Source organism: Streptomyces lydicus (assembly GCF_000717345.1).
GTDB lineage: Bacteria > Actinomycetota > Actinomycetes > Streptomycetales > Streptomycetaceae > Streptomyces > Streptomyces lydicus.
Map to the genome: position 1 here is coordinate 57,535 of NZ_JNZA01000019.1, position 14,023 is coordinate 71,557.

At 69.5% G+C, this 14,023-nt stretch carries 15 protein-coding genes; 6 read left to right on the forward strand and 9 right to left on the reverse strand.

All coding sequences use genetic code 11. The features are described 5' to 3' along the window. Positions 1–45 precede the first annotated feature (45 nt). The 3 genes from OO62_RS19740 to OO62_RS19750 all read right to left on the reverse strand — a co-directional run bounded on the left by OO62_RS19740 (position 46) and on the right by OO62_RS19750 (position 2,095). Positions 46–492 (reverse strand): cupin domain-containing protein, encoded by a 447-nt coding sequence (locus tag OO62_RS19740; protein ID WP_033268809.1) that lies wholly within the window; start codon positions 490–492, stop codon positions 46–48. Positions 493–522: 30 nt separating this feature from the next. Continuing rightward, the gene (locus OO62_RS19745; RefSeq protein ID WP_033268810.1) at positions 523–1,254 is read right to left on the reverse strand and encodes an SDR family oxidoreductase; all 732 of its coding nucleotides are present in this window, start codon (positions 1,252–1,254) and stop codon (positions 523–525) included. A gap of 244 nt (positions 1,255–1,498) precedes the next feature. Next, positions 1,499–2,095 (reverse strand): TetR/AcrR family transcriptional regulator, encoded by a 597-nt coding sequence (locus OO62_RS19750; protein WP_033268811.1) that lies wholly within the window; start codon positions 2,093–2,095, stop codon positions 1,499–1,501. 94 nt (positions 2,096–2,189) lie between these two features. Here OO62_RS19750 and OO62_RS19755 point away from each other — a divergent pair, with 94 nt between their 5' ends. Together OO62_RS19755 and OO62_RS19760 are read left to right on the forward strand one after the other, a co-directional pair. Further along, complete coding sequence (locus OO62_RS19755) at positions 2,190–2,618, forward strand: nuclear transport factor 2 family protein (RefSeq protein ID WP_033268812.1); 429 nt, start codon at positions 2,190–2,192, stop codon at positions 2,616–2,618. Continuing rightward, complete coding sequence (locus OO62_RS19760) at positions 2,615–3,475, forward strand: NAD(P)H-binding protein (protein WP_033268813.1); 861 nt, start codon at positions 2,615–2,617, stop codon at positions 3,473–3,475. The genes OO62_RS19755 and OO62_RS19760 overlap by 4 nt, the downstream gene beginning before the upstream one ends. Positions 3,476–4,053: 578 nt before the next feature. Here the strand turns inward: OO62_RS19760 and OO62_RS19765 are convergent. The 3 genes from OO62_RS19765 to OO62_RS19770 all read right to left on the reverse strand — a co-directional run bounded on the left by OO62_RS19765 (position 4,054) and on the right by OO62_RS19770 (position 7,346). Beyond that, entirely contained in the window at positions 4,054–4,545 is a 492-nt protein-coding gene (locus OO62_RS19765; protein WP_051733435.1) for a hypothetical protein, read from the reverse strand. Positions 4,546–4,919: 374 nt separating this feature from the next. After that, complete coding sequence (locus OO62_RS38090; protein WP_157850156.1) at positions 4,920–5,372, reverse strand: luciferase domain-containing protein; 453 nt, start codon at positions 5,370–5,372, stop codon at positions 4,920–4,922. A 606-nt stretch (positions 5,373–5,978) separates the two neighbouring features. After that, on the reverse strand, positions 5,979–7,346 hold the full coding sequence (locus OO62_RS19770; RefSeq protein WP_033268815.1) for a dihydrolipoyl dehydrogenase family protein: 1,368 nt from the start codon (positions 7,344–7,346) through the stop codon (positions 5,979–5,981). Between the two features lie 302 nt (positions 7,347–7,648). Here OO62_RS19770 and OO62_RS19775 point away from each other — a divergent pair, with 302 nt between their 5' ends. Continuing rightward, positions 7,649–8,410 (forward strand): SDR family oxidoreductase, encoded by a 762-nt coding sequence (locus tag OO62_RS19775; RefSeq protein WP_033268816.1) that lies wholly within the window; start codon positions 7,649–7,651, stop codon positions 8,408–8,410. Between the two features lie 578 nt (positions 8,411–8,988). On the opposite strand, the gene OO62_RS37035 is transcribed toward OO62_RS19775, so the two are convergent. After that, on the reverse strand, positions 8,989–9,390 hold the full coding sequence (locus OO62_RS37035; RefSeq protein WP_157850157.1) for a DUF3592 domain-containing protein: 402 nt from the start codon (positions 9,388–9,390) through the stop codon (positions 8,989–8,991). A 355-nt stretch (positions 9,391–9,745) separates the two neighbouring features. Here OO62_RS37035 and OO62_RS19785 point away from each other — a divergent pair, with 355 nt between their 5' ends. The 3 genes from OO62_RS19785 (at position 9,746) to OO62_RS41760 (ending at position 11,886) form a co-directional block, all read left to right on the forward strand. After that, positions 9,746–10,885, forward strand: coding sequence for an inorganic phosphate transporter (locus OO62_RS19785; RefSeq protein WP_033268817.1), 1,140 nt, complete (start codon positions 9,746–9,748; stop codon positions 10,883–10,885). A gap of 57 nt (positions 10,886–10,942) precedes the next feature. Beyond that, positions 10,943–11,182, forward strand: a complete 240-nt coding sequence (locus OO62_RS19790) for a hypothetical protein (protein ID WP_033268818.1) — start codon at positions 10,943–10,945, stop codon at positions 11,180–11,182. Positions 11,183–11,331: 149 nt separating this feature from the next. Beyond that, positions 11,332–11,886 carry a cytochrome P450 family protein gene (locus OO62_RS41760; RefSeq protein WP_129322922.1) on the forward strand — a complete coding sequence of 185 codons (555 nt, stop codon included), beginning with the start codon at positions 11,332–11,334 and terminating at the stop codon, positions 11,884–11,886. Here the strand turns inward: OO62_RS41760 and OO62_RS19800 are convergent. Next, on the reverse strand, positions 11,858–13,330 hold the full coding sequence (locus tag OO62_RS19800; protein WP_033268820.1) for an FAD-dependent monooxygenase: 1,473 nt from the start codon (positions 13,328–13,330) through the stop codon (positions 11,858–11,860). The two genes, OO62_RS41760 and OO62_RS19800, sit on opposite strands and share 29 nt — an antisense overlap. 329 nt (positions 13,331–13,659) lie before the next feature. After that, positions 13,660–13,962: a hypothetical protein gene (locus OO62_RS19805; protein WP_051733437.1), complete on the reverse strand. Its 303-nt coding sequence runs from the start codon at positions 13,960–13,962 to the stop codon at positions 13,660–13,662. Between the last annotated feature and the right edge of the window lie 61 nt (positions 13,963–14,023).

Below are 14,023 nucleotides of genomic sequence, written 5' to 3' on the forward strand. Positions count from 1 at the left end.
CCTCAGCGGCGGCGGTCAGCTGCTGCTGGATCCGGTTCTGGCGGCTCAGGTGCCTGGACGAGGAGCTCGCAGGTGTTGACGCTGGGCCAGCTCTTCGTCGTCGACCAGGGTGAGCATGGGCTGACCCGGGGCACACATCATGGTGACGAGGAAGCGGCTCCGGGAGTCCGTCCGGTTGTTCCCGTCCTGGTAGTGGATGACATCGCCGCCCGGCTCCCAGAACGTCTCCCCCGCCTTGATCACACGCTCGGGCTCGCCTTCCAGCTCGAAGAGCATCTCGCCCTCCAGCATGTAGCCGAAAGCGGGTCCCGAGTGCCGGTGCGGAGGGGTTCCGGGGTCCCCGGGAGGGAACTCGATGAGGACGGTCATCGCCTCTGCGCCCTCCGGAACGGACGGGGGTTGCACCGACTGCAGCACAGTGAGCGCCGTCTTCCATGCTTCCGAACGCGGTGGGCTCTCCGTGCTGTCTGCTGCCGGCTCGTCGTTGGACATGGTGAGGCCTCCAGTGGTGGGCCGGCTGGTTCAGGAGAGCCAGTCGCTGTAGCGGGTGGGGGCGATACGGGCGTCGCCCTTGGCGATCAGCGCATCGCCCGGAACGGCGGCGAACATGCCGGCGGTGTCGTCGGTGACAACCGTTCGGCCGTCGGGATGGGCGTTGAGGGTGATCCGGCCGAGTTCGTCGAGGGGGAGGACGTCGGGCCCGGCGATGTCGAGGGCGCCGTTCAAAGGCGCGCCGACAGCGACTTCGGCGACGGCGTCGGAGACGTCCTGGGCGGCGATCAGCTGAAGCGGGGTGGCGGCAAGGCGGACGGTGTCACCCTCGGTGGTCCACGACAGGACCGCGTCCATGAACTCCATGAACTGGGTGGCGTGGACGATCGAGTAGGGGATCGGCCCGGCCTTGAGGATGTCTTCCTGCAGGACCTTGGCCCTGTAGTAGTCGAGGCCGGGCACCTGGTCCGCGCCGACGATCGAGAGGATGACGAAGTGGCCCACCCCGCCCTTCTGGGCGGCGGCCAGAAGGTTGTCCATCGAGGTCTGGAAGAACGCCGGTGAGGCATCGTCGAAGGTCGGAGAATTCGTCAGGTTGATGAGGACGTCGGCGCCGGCCACCGCCTCCACAAGGCCCTGCCCTGTGATCACGTCGACACCTGTGGATTGCGAGTGTGGCACGGCCTCGTGCCCGGCCGCGTTCAGCTTTTTCACGACCACCGACCCGATCAGGCCGGTACCACCGATGACTGCGAACTTCATGGGTCACCTTTCGTCGCGCACCGCCAGGTCATGCGTCAAGATTGCGACGATGCGGTGCGCGGCGCACCCGGACCATGCGCTCCCGGGCACCCCGGGTGGCGCTGCGTGCAGCAGGACGTTGCCCGGACCGTGGACCGCATACGTCTTGCGCCACGGCGTCACGGCGTCAAGGCGTCAAGGCCCGATTCGCTTCCGGACATCGGCTCGGGACCCGGGCGCCGTTTCACTGTGCGTCGGCCCGTTCTCATTGAGTGCGGGCGCCGAGGGTTCCGGCGATGTAGTCCGCCAGGCGTTTGCGTAGGTCCTCGCGTGGCACCCCCTTCTCGCCGGCCAGGTATTCAACGAGGTCGGCTCGGGTGGCGGCGAGGAGTGCGTGGGCGGCGAAATCGGCGGAGTCAATGGCGGCCAGTGCCGGGAGCTGCTTCAGCAGGTCCCGGAGCAGGGTGTGCCAGCGCTCGTAGTGGGCTGTCCGGTAGGGGCTGTCCGCGCCGGTTGCCTCCAGGGCCAGCGCGAGGTGGCGGTTGTCGAGCTTGAAGCACAGGACGGCATCGAGCAGGGCCGGTACGCGCTGAAGGGGTGGCGTGGCGGGTCCCAGCGGCGGCGGGCCCTCTTCGACGGCGCTTCTGAGTGGTTCGAGTCGCGCCTCGCACAGGGCGCGGATCAGCGCGGTGCGGTCGCCGAAGGCGCGGAAGAGGGTTCCCTTGCCCACGCCGGCCGCTGCCGCGATGTCAGCCATGGTGACGTCTTCGGGACTCCGGCACTGGGCGAAGAGGGTGTCGGCGGCCGCGAAGACGGCTGCCCGGTTGCGGGCCGCGTCCTTGCGTGGCTTGCGTTCAGGCACGGGGCACCTCCGGTTGCGAAACGGACCGTCGGTCCGTATCGTTCACCGGGAAGAAACGGACCGCTGGTCCGTATCGTACGGGATGGAGAACCCCATGGTCGCCACCACCTCACCGGCGGATCTGTACCGCCACAGCCTGCGCCTGCTGCTGGACAAGGACATTCCCGCCTGGGTCGACATGTGGGACGAGCACGGCGTGATGGAGTTCCCCTTCGCTCCCCCGGGCTGGCCCCAGCGGCTGGAGGGCCGTGCCGCCATCGCCGCCTACATGCGCGACTACCCCGACCACATCGACCTGCACGACTTCCCCGACGTACGGATCCACCGGACAACCGACCCCGGGACCATTGTGGTCGAGATGCGCGGGGTGGGCCGCATGGTCGAGACGGGCGGCCCCTTCGACATGACCTATATCGCCGTGGTAGCCGTCCAGGACGGGCGCTTCACCTCCTACCGGGACTACTGGAACCCCCTGGCCGTCCAGGCGTCCGGCCTGGACTTCGCGGGGAGCAGCGTCCGATGACCGCCACCGGCACCACCTTGGTCATCGGGGCCACCGGCACCACGGGCAGCCGTACCACCGCGCAGCTGATCGCCGCCGGCCACCGGGTCAAGGCCGCCAGCCGTCGCGCCACCCCGCTCCCGGGCGCGGAACCGGTCCGCTTCGACTGGTACAACCCGGCCACCTTCGGCGACGCCCTCACCGGAACCGACCGCGTCTACCTCGTTCCGCCCGTGGGCGACCCGGACCCGGCCGCCGTCATGCTGCCCTTCCTCCAAAAGGCCCGCACCGCCGGCGTACGCCGTGCCGTACTCCTCAGCTCCTCGGCCATCCCCGAGGGCGGGCCGGCGGTGGGGGCGGTGCACCAGGCCCTGCCCGGCCTGTTCGACGAGTGGGCGGTGCTGCGGCCGTCGTGGTTCATGCAGAACTTCACCGGCACACACGCCCATGCCGACAGCATCCGCGAGCACGGCGTCATCCTGACCGCCGCCGGGACCGGCCGGGTCGGATTCGTCGACGCCGACGACATCGCCGCCGTCGCCGTACGTGCCCTGACCGACGACCCGTCGCCCGACACCGACCTGGTCCTCACGGGACCGGAAGCCCTCAGCCACGACGACATCGCCGCGATCGTCACCCAGACCACCGGCCGCCCCGTGGCCCACCGCCACCTGACCTACGACGACCTGCGTGACCGGCTGGCCGCAGTGATGCCGCTGGAATTCGCCACCATGCTGGCCGACATGGACCGCGCCATCGCCGGAGGAGCTGAGGACCGCATCACTGATTCCGTGCAGCGCGTCACCGGGCGCCCACCGCATGACTTCCGGGCGATCGCCGAACGGGAGTTGGCTCTCCAACGAGCTCGGGCACGGTAGCGATGAGACGTCGAGCTCTCGATCGTTGATCACGGCCGTGTGGTGCGGAATGGATCTCGCGCAAATGAAGTGCCTTGGTCCTGGAGGCGGTGTCGGCAGGGCCGGCTGAGCACTCTGAGCGCATGGGGGCTTCACCATGAATCGTGTCGGATGAGTCAGCGGTCCCCCCTGTCGATGCCCCGCGGAGATGGCCGATGCCGCGAGGGCCGCGGCGGACTCGTGTCGCGGAAGCCTAACTACGCATGGGGAGAGCGTCGGTTCGCGGGTCAGTGCATCAGTACGCTCAGGAGAGAGGCACGCAGGAACCGGCGTCCGCGGTCGTGCCGCGCTGATCGAGCCGGCGGGATACGGGCACGGTCATTCCTCCTTCGGGCACGCGGGCCGTCGCGTGCTCCGGTGGTTCCGCCCCGGGGGGGGAGGCTGGTGGGTGATCACCGTTCTCTGATCCGGCCGGAGACAAGTCCGGCGATCGAAGGGTGGGCCTCGGCGGCGTAGTACTCGCGACCTCCGCACAACACCAACCGCCGCATCTCTTCTCATGTCGTGGCAGCCCGCTACGACCGTGCTGAAGCAGGTAGTCAGCCTTCACGTCGGCGTTTGCGGTGCAGCTGCCGGTCTGGGTGGACGAGACTGTCGAGGCCCCCCACGGCCGCCCGTATATGCGCCGGCTCTCCTGGGATGTTCCGGCCCGCACACCACCAGGAGAGTTTCCCTTTCGCCTCACGCGGATGCATGCCGAGGTCGTGCTCGTCGCACAGAGGCCATGCCTGCCACAGGCACTCGGTGACGGATTCCTGTGCGGCGTCGGTGATGGCTGCCAGGGCGAGGGCAGGGATGTCCACCGAGTCCGGATCGATGGCGTTGCCGTGCCACTCGCCGTTGGCCAGGGCCACGTAGACGTACTCGGCCACGCCCTCGTCGTACGAGGGAAGGCCCAGCAATTGCAGGGGTCGTTGGTCTGGCAAGGTCACCGCAAGGTCCCTGTTGACAACGGCAAGAGCCTCGTCCCACAGCGGGTACTCGCCAAGCGCCACCCGACGGGGCGCAGGGGGATCGAAGAGAGCACTCATGGGGAACATCCTGCACGGCGGTCGGACCGCGCTGTCCGTACACGACGTCGCGAGAAGCGTTGGTCACTTACTGTGACGCCTTGCCCTTCTGAGATCGACATGACATGGACTGGGAGACACCGACGGGTCGTGGTGCTAACGGTCGGCTCGGGAAGTTCTTCGGGGGTTGACGTCCGGAGCTTCAGGAGGAGGCGGCTTTGAGGAGGGTTTCGGCGGCAGTGGTGCGGGCGTAGAGGACGGAACGGCCGGCGCGATGGGCGCTGACCAGACCCGCGTTGCGCAGTACCGTGAGGTATTGGGAGACCCGAACCCACCCGAAGCCACACCAGACAACGGCGCGGCAGGCGGGAATCGCCCTCTCCCGGGCGAGGATTTCAATCCGTAATGCCATCCGGGACCTTGCCCGTTCGACGCCACCTCGTGTGCCGTCGTGGCCTCCAGTCCGAACGCTGACAGGGCGTTTGCGAGGACCCCTGGGTGCAGGGGTCCGTACGGACCGTTTCGGCCAGCTCCGATCGGCTTCCTGTCGCGAACAGTGCTGCGCTGACGAGCGTGGTGAGCAGGTCGATGTCGGAGCCGGCTTCGAGTCGGACCGTGATCCAGCCGGATGCTGTGGGCAGCTTGAGGGCGCTCGACTTTTGCAGTGCCGGGCGCAGCCGGTCGATCATGCCGTGGGTCAGGTGTACGTCGACCTCGTTGCCGCCATGGAAGTGGACGATTTCCTGGGTGCCGGCGCAAAAGCAATGCCGTGCCCCGCAACGCGCACGACCCCGCGAGAGCATCGGCCAATCGGCGAGACGTGCGTTCGCGTGTTCGGCCAGGTTCATACCGTCAGCGTGCCCAATCCCGACCCAAGGGAATAGGGCTGCGGCGAAGGGATCTCGGAACCGGGCGGGGTAGTCGTCCCAGCGGGCAAAGCCGTGCACAACTCTTCGCATCCACTTCATCGGCCGTCCACCGCCCCGGTAGCCATCGGGCTGAGGCTGGTACTTGGAGGAAGCCGACATCGAGATGTTCAGCGCCGCGCACGCGATGGGTAACCGTCGAACCGGCCTGCAGCCGACACGGGGGGCCGCAGGCCGGTTCTCCCTGCGGAGTTAGATCCGACGGAGACGGGATGCCGCACCTGCTGCAACGTCCTCCTCGACGGAGCAGCCAGAGCACCGCGGCATCGAACGGGCGCTGGCTGCAACCGTAGCGTTGACGACTGGTGGACGAGGCGGGCGAGGCCGCGATCTGCTGGCTGGGCCGCACGTCCATCACCTGAACTCCCTTTGATTTGTGATGAGTTCGGTACGTGCCCGGAACCGCCATTCCAGACGGTACCGAGCGTGCAGGGCGGGTGTGGCCGTGATCCATGTGAATTGCCGTAGGTCGCCATCGTCGGCGCCGACGCGCTTCCCCAGTTCTGCTCGTCGCGCGTTCGCTCGGGATCAGGCCGTCAGCGGCTGCCCCGCTTTTCTCGTCTCACGGTTGAGCGCCTTCAGCGCGGCGGCGTGGATCTCCGAGAAGCTGGGGAACGGTTGGATCGTGTCGCGCAGCACGTCGAGTGGGACGCGGGCGCGGATCGCCAGCGTGGCCTGCTGCATCCACTCCCCCGCGTCGGGGCCGAGCGCGTAGGCGCCGGTCAGCCGTGCACCGTCGCTGAGCAGTGTCATGAAGCCGTTCGAGTCGGCGTAGGCGTGTGTGTAGGTGGCTGTCTTGGGGATTTCCGTAAGCCGTGCGGTCGCGCTGAACCGAGCCTCGGTGGCGCCTACCGCAGCGGCCTGCGGATCGGTGTAGGTGACACGCGGGACCGCCTCGTAATGGGCTTCGCGGGGCTCGCCGAGGATGTTCGACGTGACGACCTCGCCCTGGTACTCGCCGACGTGCGTCAGAGGCCAGATGCCGGTGACATCACCGACCGCCCACAACCGCTCCCCCGCCCGCATGCGCGCATCGACCGGGATCCCCCGGGCGTCCGCCGTGACGCCGACGGTCTCCAGTCCGATCCCCTCGACGCGCGGGCGGCGGCCGGTGGCGACGAGCAGGCAGTCGCCACGCAGCTCCCCGCCGTCCTCCAACTCCAGGACGAAGTCCTCGCCGTCGCGGTGTGCCCTGGTCGCAGGCGTGCCGAGTACGAACTCGATGCCGTCGCGGCGCAGGGCCGTGGCGAGCGCCTCGCCCAGCGGTGCGGGCTCGCGTGCGAGGACGTGTTCGGCGGCCTCTACGAGGACCACCTCGCCGCCGAAACGCCGTACCACCTGCGCCATCTCCAGTCCTGCCGGCCCACCGCCGAGCACGATCAGCCGCTCGGGCACCGCCTTCATGCCGGTTGCCTCGCGCGTGCTCCATACGCCTTCGAGCTCCCGAAGGCCGGGAACCGGCGGGACGACGGGGTCGGCGCCGTTCGCCAGCACGATGTGCTCGGCGGTGTACCGCGCCTCGTCGACCTCGACTGCCCCGATGCCGGCCAGGCGACCTCGGCCGCGGAGCAGAGCAATCCCCTTGTCCGCCAGCCACTGCGCGGCTCCGGCGTCGGAGTAGCTGGAGACCATGTAGTCGCGCCAGGCCAGGGCGGCCTGGACGTCGACCTCAGCGGTCCCCGCCGCCTCACGCGCGCCCTGCACCGCCTCCCCCGGCCGCAGCAGCGACTTCGACGGAATGCAGGCCCAGTAGGAGCACTCGCCGCCGACCAGGTCTCGCTCCACGACCGCGACGCGCAGGCCCCCCTCGGCGAGCGCCCCCGCGGTGTGTTCGCCCGGCGCGCCTCCGCCGAGGACGATCACGTCGTAGTCATTGATCGTGCCGGTGCCACTCATCGCATCCTCCGTTCGGACCCGCGTGCTGCTACCACCGTCGCTCTTCTCGTGTGGCGTCGCACCCGTGCAGCACACGACCTGAGGTCCGGTCCGCGGCCTGTCGAGCGCACGACGAAATGGCCCTGACCTGCGCTTCACCTCCGCGGCCTCGACCGCTGAGGCGGCCGACAGGTGATCAGTGGCCTGAAGCGCCACGATGGGAGCAGAGACATGGGAGCAGAGACCGATGTCCGGAGTACGGATGCCGGCGGAGAAGACCGGGCCCCTGACCACGACACGACCCTGAACAGCGGTGTTCCGTCATGACTGCAGCTTCTTGCGATCCCGGCCCCTCGCCTCGCCCCGATCTCGCGGGGCAGACCGTCGTGGTGATCGGGGCCAGCGCGGGGATCGGCCTCGAAACCGCCCGCCAGGTACGGGCCGGTGGCGGCAGGCTGGTCCTGGTGGGCCGCAACCCCGAACGGCTTCAGGAAGCCGCGCACGAACTTCAGCCGCTCAGCACGGCCGCATTCGATGCGAACGACACCGACCGGCTCCAGCAGTTCTTCCAGGAACTGCCCGGACCTGTCGACCATGTGATGGTGACGGCCGGCAGCCCCTCCTACCGGCCCTTGTCAGACATGGATCTCGACGCCGCCCGTCGGGAGTTCGCACAACGGCTCACCGTCACACTCGGCGTCGCCCTCGACTGCCGCGACAAGGTACGCCCCGGAGGCACGCTGCTGTTCATGAGCGGCACCGGCGGCCGGCGCCCCGGCGTCGGCATGGTCATCGTGTCCGCCCTCACGGCCGCCCTATCCGCCCTCACCGCCAATCTGGCGCTCGAACTGGCGCCGATCCGGGTAAACCTCATCGCTGCCGGATTCGTCGACACACCCCTGTCCGCCTCGCTCCTCGGCGATCAGCTGGAAGCCCGGCGCGAGGAACTGCGCGCCACCCTGCCCATCCGTCGCGTCGTCGGCCCGTCTGACGTCGCCGCCCTGGCCGTCCACCTCATGTGCAACGACGCCCTCACCGGCGCCACGTACGACATCGACGGCGGACAGCAGCTCCTCCCTCACTGACGACTCCGAGCATGTCCCGGACGAGTCATCCCGCGGGCGTATGGGAAGGAGCTGGAGGCCGACACGTCCGAGATCTCGTCCACTGACTACCAAGGAGGCTCCACCGCACCGCGGTTCGAGCCCTACCGCAACATCGAGATGGTGGGGGTGGGATCGGATCCGGACGATGCCGTGGGCGGGCGGCCTCGCCCGCAATCGCCCGCACTGCCTGCACCTGGTGCCAAGGCTGGGCTGGTGCGCTTTGACAACGACGGCCACCTTCCACCGTCAGCGACACGAGCTGCCGGAGAGGGCGTGCGCAGGCTGCGCCCTCTCCGCACAGCACGGAGCACCCGTATGAACACCGGTGGCGGCATTCTTCGGCGAACGCACGTCGTCGTCGCACTACGGCGGCCGGGACTGACGATAAGGGAGCGAACTCCGGAGAACGAGGATCTTCGCCATGGCGCGGAACGCTTGTCGCGCGGCTTTCCTGCGGCAGCTCCGGTCACCGTGGCGAAACGGGAAACCGCAGCCTGTGAGGGGCTCCAGGACGTACGCAGGTCGGGGCGGAAGTGGAACGAGGAGGAGGAACAAGTTCAGCGGGTAAGCCACACCCAAACGGCGCCGCCGAGGAAGATCACGCTTCCGGTAAACAGGCCGACGTGAGAGCGGCGATGCTTCCTGGTGGACACCCTTGCATTCTCGGGCTGTTCGGGCAGATAGGCGACCGGTACATGGGTTCCAAGATCCATCCCCATCCTCGACCCCGTCGCCACGGGCGTGAACCTGACGGGCCGTCCCTGCCGGTCGGTGAACTCGATGACGGGCGTCAGATGGTCATCCGCCGGGGCCATCTTCTGGTCCACCACCAGCCCCTCGGTGTGCACGCCGTACCGACGCAGCCGCGCCTGCAGCCGCGCCTCCCGCACACCGCCCCACAGGCACAGCAGGCTCGCCAACACGGCCAGCACGAAACCGATCACTTCACGTGTCGTCATCCGTCCCCTGCCATCCCTCGTCCGGCCCCACCCGGCACGAGCCGCACACCAGGATGACGCGGACCCGGCCCCATGGTTCACGAAAGTGCGCGGGCACACCGGCTCCGCGGGCTTACCCGGTCGTGGCGGGGGCCCACGAGGGCCGGCAGCCGCCTTCGCCATCCGGCAGGCGACCGCATGCCCCCGTTGAACCTTCGCTGAGTCGAGCCGGCCAACGAGTCAGTGCAGTCAACTGACCAAGCACGCCAGGCTCGCTGATCCGCCGGACAGGCCCTAGCGTGGGAGGGTACGGCGGTTCGCGCACGTGGTCCGGTGTGCCCGCGCGGCCGGACGGCCCTCGACGTGGAGGTCCGGGATGGAATCTGTCTCCTTCCTGCTCGTGGCCGTGATCCTCACGGCTCTGGCCTTCGACTTCACCAACGGATTCCACGACACGGCCAACTCGATGGCCACCTCCATCGCCACCGGGGCGCTGAGCCCCCGGGTCGCCGTCGCCGTCGCGGGTCTGCTCAATCTGGCCGGCGCCTTCCTTTCCACGGAAGTGGCCAAGACGATCTCGGGGGGCATCGTCCAGGACAGCGAGGTGTCCCTGGTGATGATCTTCGCCGGGCTGATCGGGGCGATTCTGTGGAATCTGGTCACCTGGCTCCTCGGGCTGCCCTCCAGCTCGTCCCACGCGCTGTTCGGCGGGCTGATCGGCGCCGTGTGGGTGGGGGCCGGAGGTTCCGCGGTGCGCTTCGGCACGATCATCGAGAAGATCGTGATCCCGGCGATAGCCTCGCCGGTGGTGGCCTGCATCGTGGCGGTGCTGGCCACCTACCTGGCCTATGTGATCACCCGGAGGACCTCGGCGTACGCCGTCGGGAAGGGCTTTCGCGCAGGCCAGATCGGGTCGGCGTCGCTGGTAGCGCTGGCCCACGGCACCAACGATGCCCAGAAGACTATGGGTGTCATCACTCTCGCACTCATCTCGAGCGGGGTACTCAGCCATGGGGCGGGACCGCCCTGGTGGGTGGTGCTGAGCGCAGGGTTGGCGATCTCCCTGGGCACCTACACGGGTGGCTGGCGGATCATCCGGACCATGGGCAAGGGGCTCACCGACATCCAGGCCCCACAGGGCTTCGCCGCCGAGACGAGCGCCACCGCGGTGATCCTCGCCTCCTCGCACATGGGATTCGCGCTGTCGACCACCCAGGTGTGCACGGGCAGCATCCTCGGCGCGGGACTGGGCCGCAGGCTGGCACACGTGCGCTGGGGAGTCGCCGGGCGGATCGCGGTGTCCTGGCTGCTGACGCTGCCGGCCGCGGCCGCCGTGGGGGGCGTGGCAGCGTGGGTGGCCGACCAGGGCAACGTGGGGGTGGCCCTGGTGGCGTTCGTCGCGATGGCCGCCGCGGCAACCTTCTACGTGCTGTCGCGCCGCCGCCCGGTGAGCCCCGAGAACGTCAACGAGGTACCAGCACCCGTTCCGGAATCCACCGCCAGGCCGGTCGCCTGAGCCGGCCCGAGCAGCCGGGCCCTGGTCGAGAAAGAGACCACGGAAAGGGGCAATGGGATGGACATCAACTGGAGCACCCTCGCCGGGGTCTTCGCCGTCAGCCTCGGGGTCACCGTGGTGGTGGTCGTCATGTTCTCACTCGGCCTGGCCGCGTGGGCCCGCGCCGGACACGGGCAGCCCGCCTCCGACGTGCCCCGGGGCCGACACCAGAAGATGGCGACGTCCGCGGCAGTGCTGTGCTTCGCCTCCTGCCTCGCGGTCGCGGCCTACGGGATCGACCTGATCGTTCCCGGCTGACCCCGGCCGTGCGCATCCAGGGTGAGGAAGGCTTCGTGAATGTGGTCGCACTCTCGCAGCCGAACCGCAGCCGGCGGAACCAGTGAAGGTGGGTCAACGTGCCCTCCGCGAGCCAGCGTTGGGCGCCCAGGCGCGCTCAGGCTGGATCCGTGCTCGGTGCTGCGGCGGACGAGGAACGGCTAGGGTCATCGTCGGTCGCCGCCCGGTCAAGTGGCGGCGAGCGGGACGCCGGTAGCACCGGTGATTCCTCGCTACCGCTACCGGAGCTGCTGCGGCAGGTGCTGGTCGACGACCGCACCTTCGACGTAGGCGGGGTGTTCTACGAGAAGCTAGGTGACTTGTTCGCGGACAGCGTTGTCACCTGCCCTCACGCCCGGCACCGCGGCCAGCGCCGCATGCTCCAACCGGCCTTCCAGACAACACGCATCACAGGCTACGCCAAGATCATGGAGGAGCAGATCGCGGCCATGGCCGTGTCCTGGCACGACGGAGAGACGTTCGAGGCGTTTCCGGTGGGTGATGCCGTGGGCGGCGCACCAGGCGGTGGCCCGCAGGAAGGCGGCATATCTGGGGGCGGTCTCGTCGGGGAGGTCTTCGGCGTAAGCGTGGCGGGAGTGGTGGTCCAGGGCGGTGTGCGGGTAGGCGTGGCCGGCGGGTGCGCTCGTCGAGCGGCGTTCAGCGGCACAGGGTGCGCAGGGTGGTGAGGCAGTCCGCGGCCCGGCGCTGCGGGTCGGTGTCGGTGCTGGCCCAGGCGATCCGGGCGTCCGGCCGGATCAGGACGGCGGTGACGTCCTGCCAGATCGCTTGCGCCGCCTCGGAGTTGACGGCTCCGGCCCGCTGCTCCAAACCTTCCGCGGGGCACGGTGTCCGCGTCCCGCCGAGGTCCAGCAACAGTGGTCGGCCGTGGTGCATCAACGGGTGGGCGGTGGGTGCGTCGGCCGCGTCGAGGGCAAGGCCGGCCAGTCGGGTGCCGTTCAGCGGGTGCGCGCCGGGTGTGGTGTCGGCGGGGAGCGGGTCGTCGAAGCCGGCGAGCCGGCGGGCCCACTGGCGGTTGGTCTGCGGTTCGGCGAGCGCGGCGGACCAGACCTCGCGCAGGGCGATCTGCTCCGGGCTCGCCGCGGCGAACAGGGCGAGCTGCGCGCGGGTGTTGTCGATGACGGCGCGGGCGGCCGGTCGGCGCTCCGTGTCGTAGCTGTCGAGCAGTCCGTCGGCCGCCCGGTCCTGGAGGGTGGCGGCCAGCTTCCAGCCCAGGTTGGTGGCGTCCTGGATGCCGAGGTTCATGCCCTGCCCACCGGCCGGGAAGAACATGTGCGCCGCGTCCCCGGCCACCAGCACCCGTCCGGCCCGGTACCGCGTGGCCTGGCGGGTGGCGTTGCCGTAGCGCGACAGCCACCGGGGGTTGCGGATGCCGAGGTCCCGTCCCAGCAGCGTGCGGGTCTGCTCGCGCACCTCCTCCAGGGTCAGCGGTTCGCCGGTCCCGCGGTGCATGGTGGCCGTGGAGAGTCCCGCCAGCCGGTGGACGCCGTCGCCGATCGGGGCCGCCAGGAACGAACCGGCCGGCCCGGTGGCGGCGAGCGGCGCGGTGAGCGGATCGTCGAGCTCTATGTCGGCGAGCCACCCGGTCAGTGTGGTGTCCTGGCCGGGGAAGTCGATGCCGGCGGCCTGTCGTACCGCGCTGCGGGTGCCGTCGCAGCCCACCACCCAGCGGGCCTGCACCGTCCGGTTGGTGCCGCCGACCCGGATCACCACCTCGACGGCGTCCGGCCCCTGGGTGAGCGAGACGACCTCCTGCCCGCGCAGCACCCGGGCGCCCACGGCGACCGCGTGCTCTTCCAGGAGTTGCTCGGTGACGGACTGGCCGAGCGCCAGCATGAAGGGGTGGACCGCCCCGACGGTGGAGAAGTCCAGCCGGGTGGTCGCCGCCCCGAAGTGACCGGTCGGCACCGGGGTTCCGCGTTCGATGAACCGCTGCGCGAGGCCGCGGGTGGCGAAGGTGTCCAGCGTGCCGGCCTGCATGCCGACCGCGCGCGACCGTCCGTCCGGTGCCGCCCGGCGCTCCACGACGGCCACCTCCACCCCCTGCAGGCGCAGCTCCGCGGCGAGCCAGAGCCCCACCGGACCGGCCCCGGCGATGAGCACGTCGAGCATGGCAACCACTTCCTTTCACTCTTGTCCAATTGCGTTGTGCCCCGCTTCGAGCGCCGTCGGATGAGACAGACGCCGACGCACTGTGCAGCAGCGGGGGGTTCGGGCATCGCTCGGTTTCACCTGCTCCGACCAGCGGAGCTGACAGCCGCCTCCGTCGCGGCGGGGCGGCGTCAGGACGATCGCAGGCCACGTGGGGCAAGCCCGGCGGGACAGGCCCGGAGGGGAAGCCGCGATGACCGGATCGTCACCGACCAGCGCACCGCCCGACGATTCGACGCCCGACGGGTGCGCAGTGTTCGCTTCCCCGGCCGCCGGCAGCGCGCGCCGCGTTACGCGGCATCGGCGAGGATCCGCTCCACTGCCGGGGAGCGAGGCCGGAAGACGTCGTTGAGACCGATGGCGCGCAGGGCGGGAGCGAGTTCCCGCATTTGCGCGACGAGGGCCGCGTACTCGGGAGTGCCCTCGGTGAGCTCGTCCAGTCGTTGGGCGTTGGCGACGAATGCGGCCACCGAACCCTTGCGGACGGTCAGCCCGTTGATCGCGGTCGAGTCGATGCCCTCGGGCAGGACATCTTCCGGGCGCACGGCGGGCTGGTGCTGGTGCTGGTGCTGGTGCGAAGACGAGTGCGACATGACTGTCCTTTGCGTGCTTGATGTACGTGCTTTCTGCACGCAGATGACGATAGCAGGACTC

Coding starts and splice junctions, on each gene's coding strand:
- OO62_RS19740 (WP_033268809.1), bottom strand. CDS start 492: ATGTCCAACGACGAGCCGGCAGCAGACAGCACGGAGAGCCCACCGCGT.
- OO62_RS19745 (WP_033268810.1), bottom strand. CDS start 1,254: ATGAAGTTCGCAGTCATCGGTGGTACCGGCCTGATCGGGTCGGTGGTC.
- OO62_RS19755 (WP_033268812.1), top strand. CDS start 2,190: ATGGTCGCCACCACCTCACCGGCGGATCTGTACCGCCACAGCCTGCGC.
- OO62_RS19760 (WP_033268813.1), top strand. CDS start 2,615: ATGACCGCCACCGGCACCACCTTGGTCATCGGGGCCACCGGCACCACG.
- OO62_RS19765 (WP_051733435.1), bottom strand. CDS start 4,545: ATGAGTGCTCTCTTCGATCCCCCTGCGCCCCGTCGGGTGGCGCTTGGC.
- OO62_RS38090 (WP_157850156.1), bottom strand. CDS start 5,372: ATGAACCTGGCCGAACACGCGAACGCACGTCTCGCCGATTGGCCGATG.
- OO62_RS19770 (WP_033268815.1), bottom strand. CDS start 7,346: ATGAGTGGCACCGGCACGATCAATGACTACGACGTGATCGTCCTCGGC.
- OO62_RS19775 (WP_033268816.1), top strand. CDS start 7,649: ATGACTGCAGCTTCTTGCGATCCCGGCCCCTCGCCTCGCCCCGATCTC.
- OO62_RS37035 (WP_157850157.1), bottom strand. CDS start 9,390: ATGACGACACGTGAAGTGATCGGTTTCGTGCTGGCCGTGTTGGCGAGC.
- OO62_RS19785 (WP_033268817.1), top strand. CDS start 9,746: ATGGAATCTGTCTCCTTCCTGCTCGTGGCCGTGATCCTCACGGCTCTG.
- OO62_RS19790 (WP_033268818.1), top strand. CDS start 10,943: ATGGACATCAACTGGAGCACCCTCGCCGGGGTCTTCGCCGTCAGCCTC.
- OO62_RS19800 (WP_033268820.1), bottom strand. CDS start 13,330: ATGCTCGACGTGCTCATCGCCGGGGCCGGTCCGGTGGGGCTCTGGCTC.
- OO62_RS19805 (WP_051733437.1), bottom strand. CDS start 13,962: ATGTCGCACTCGTCTTCGCACCAGCACCAGCACCAGCACCAGCCCGCC.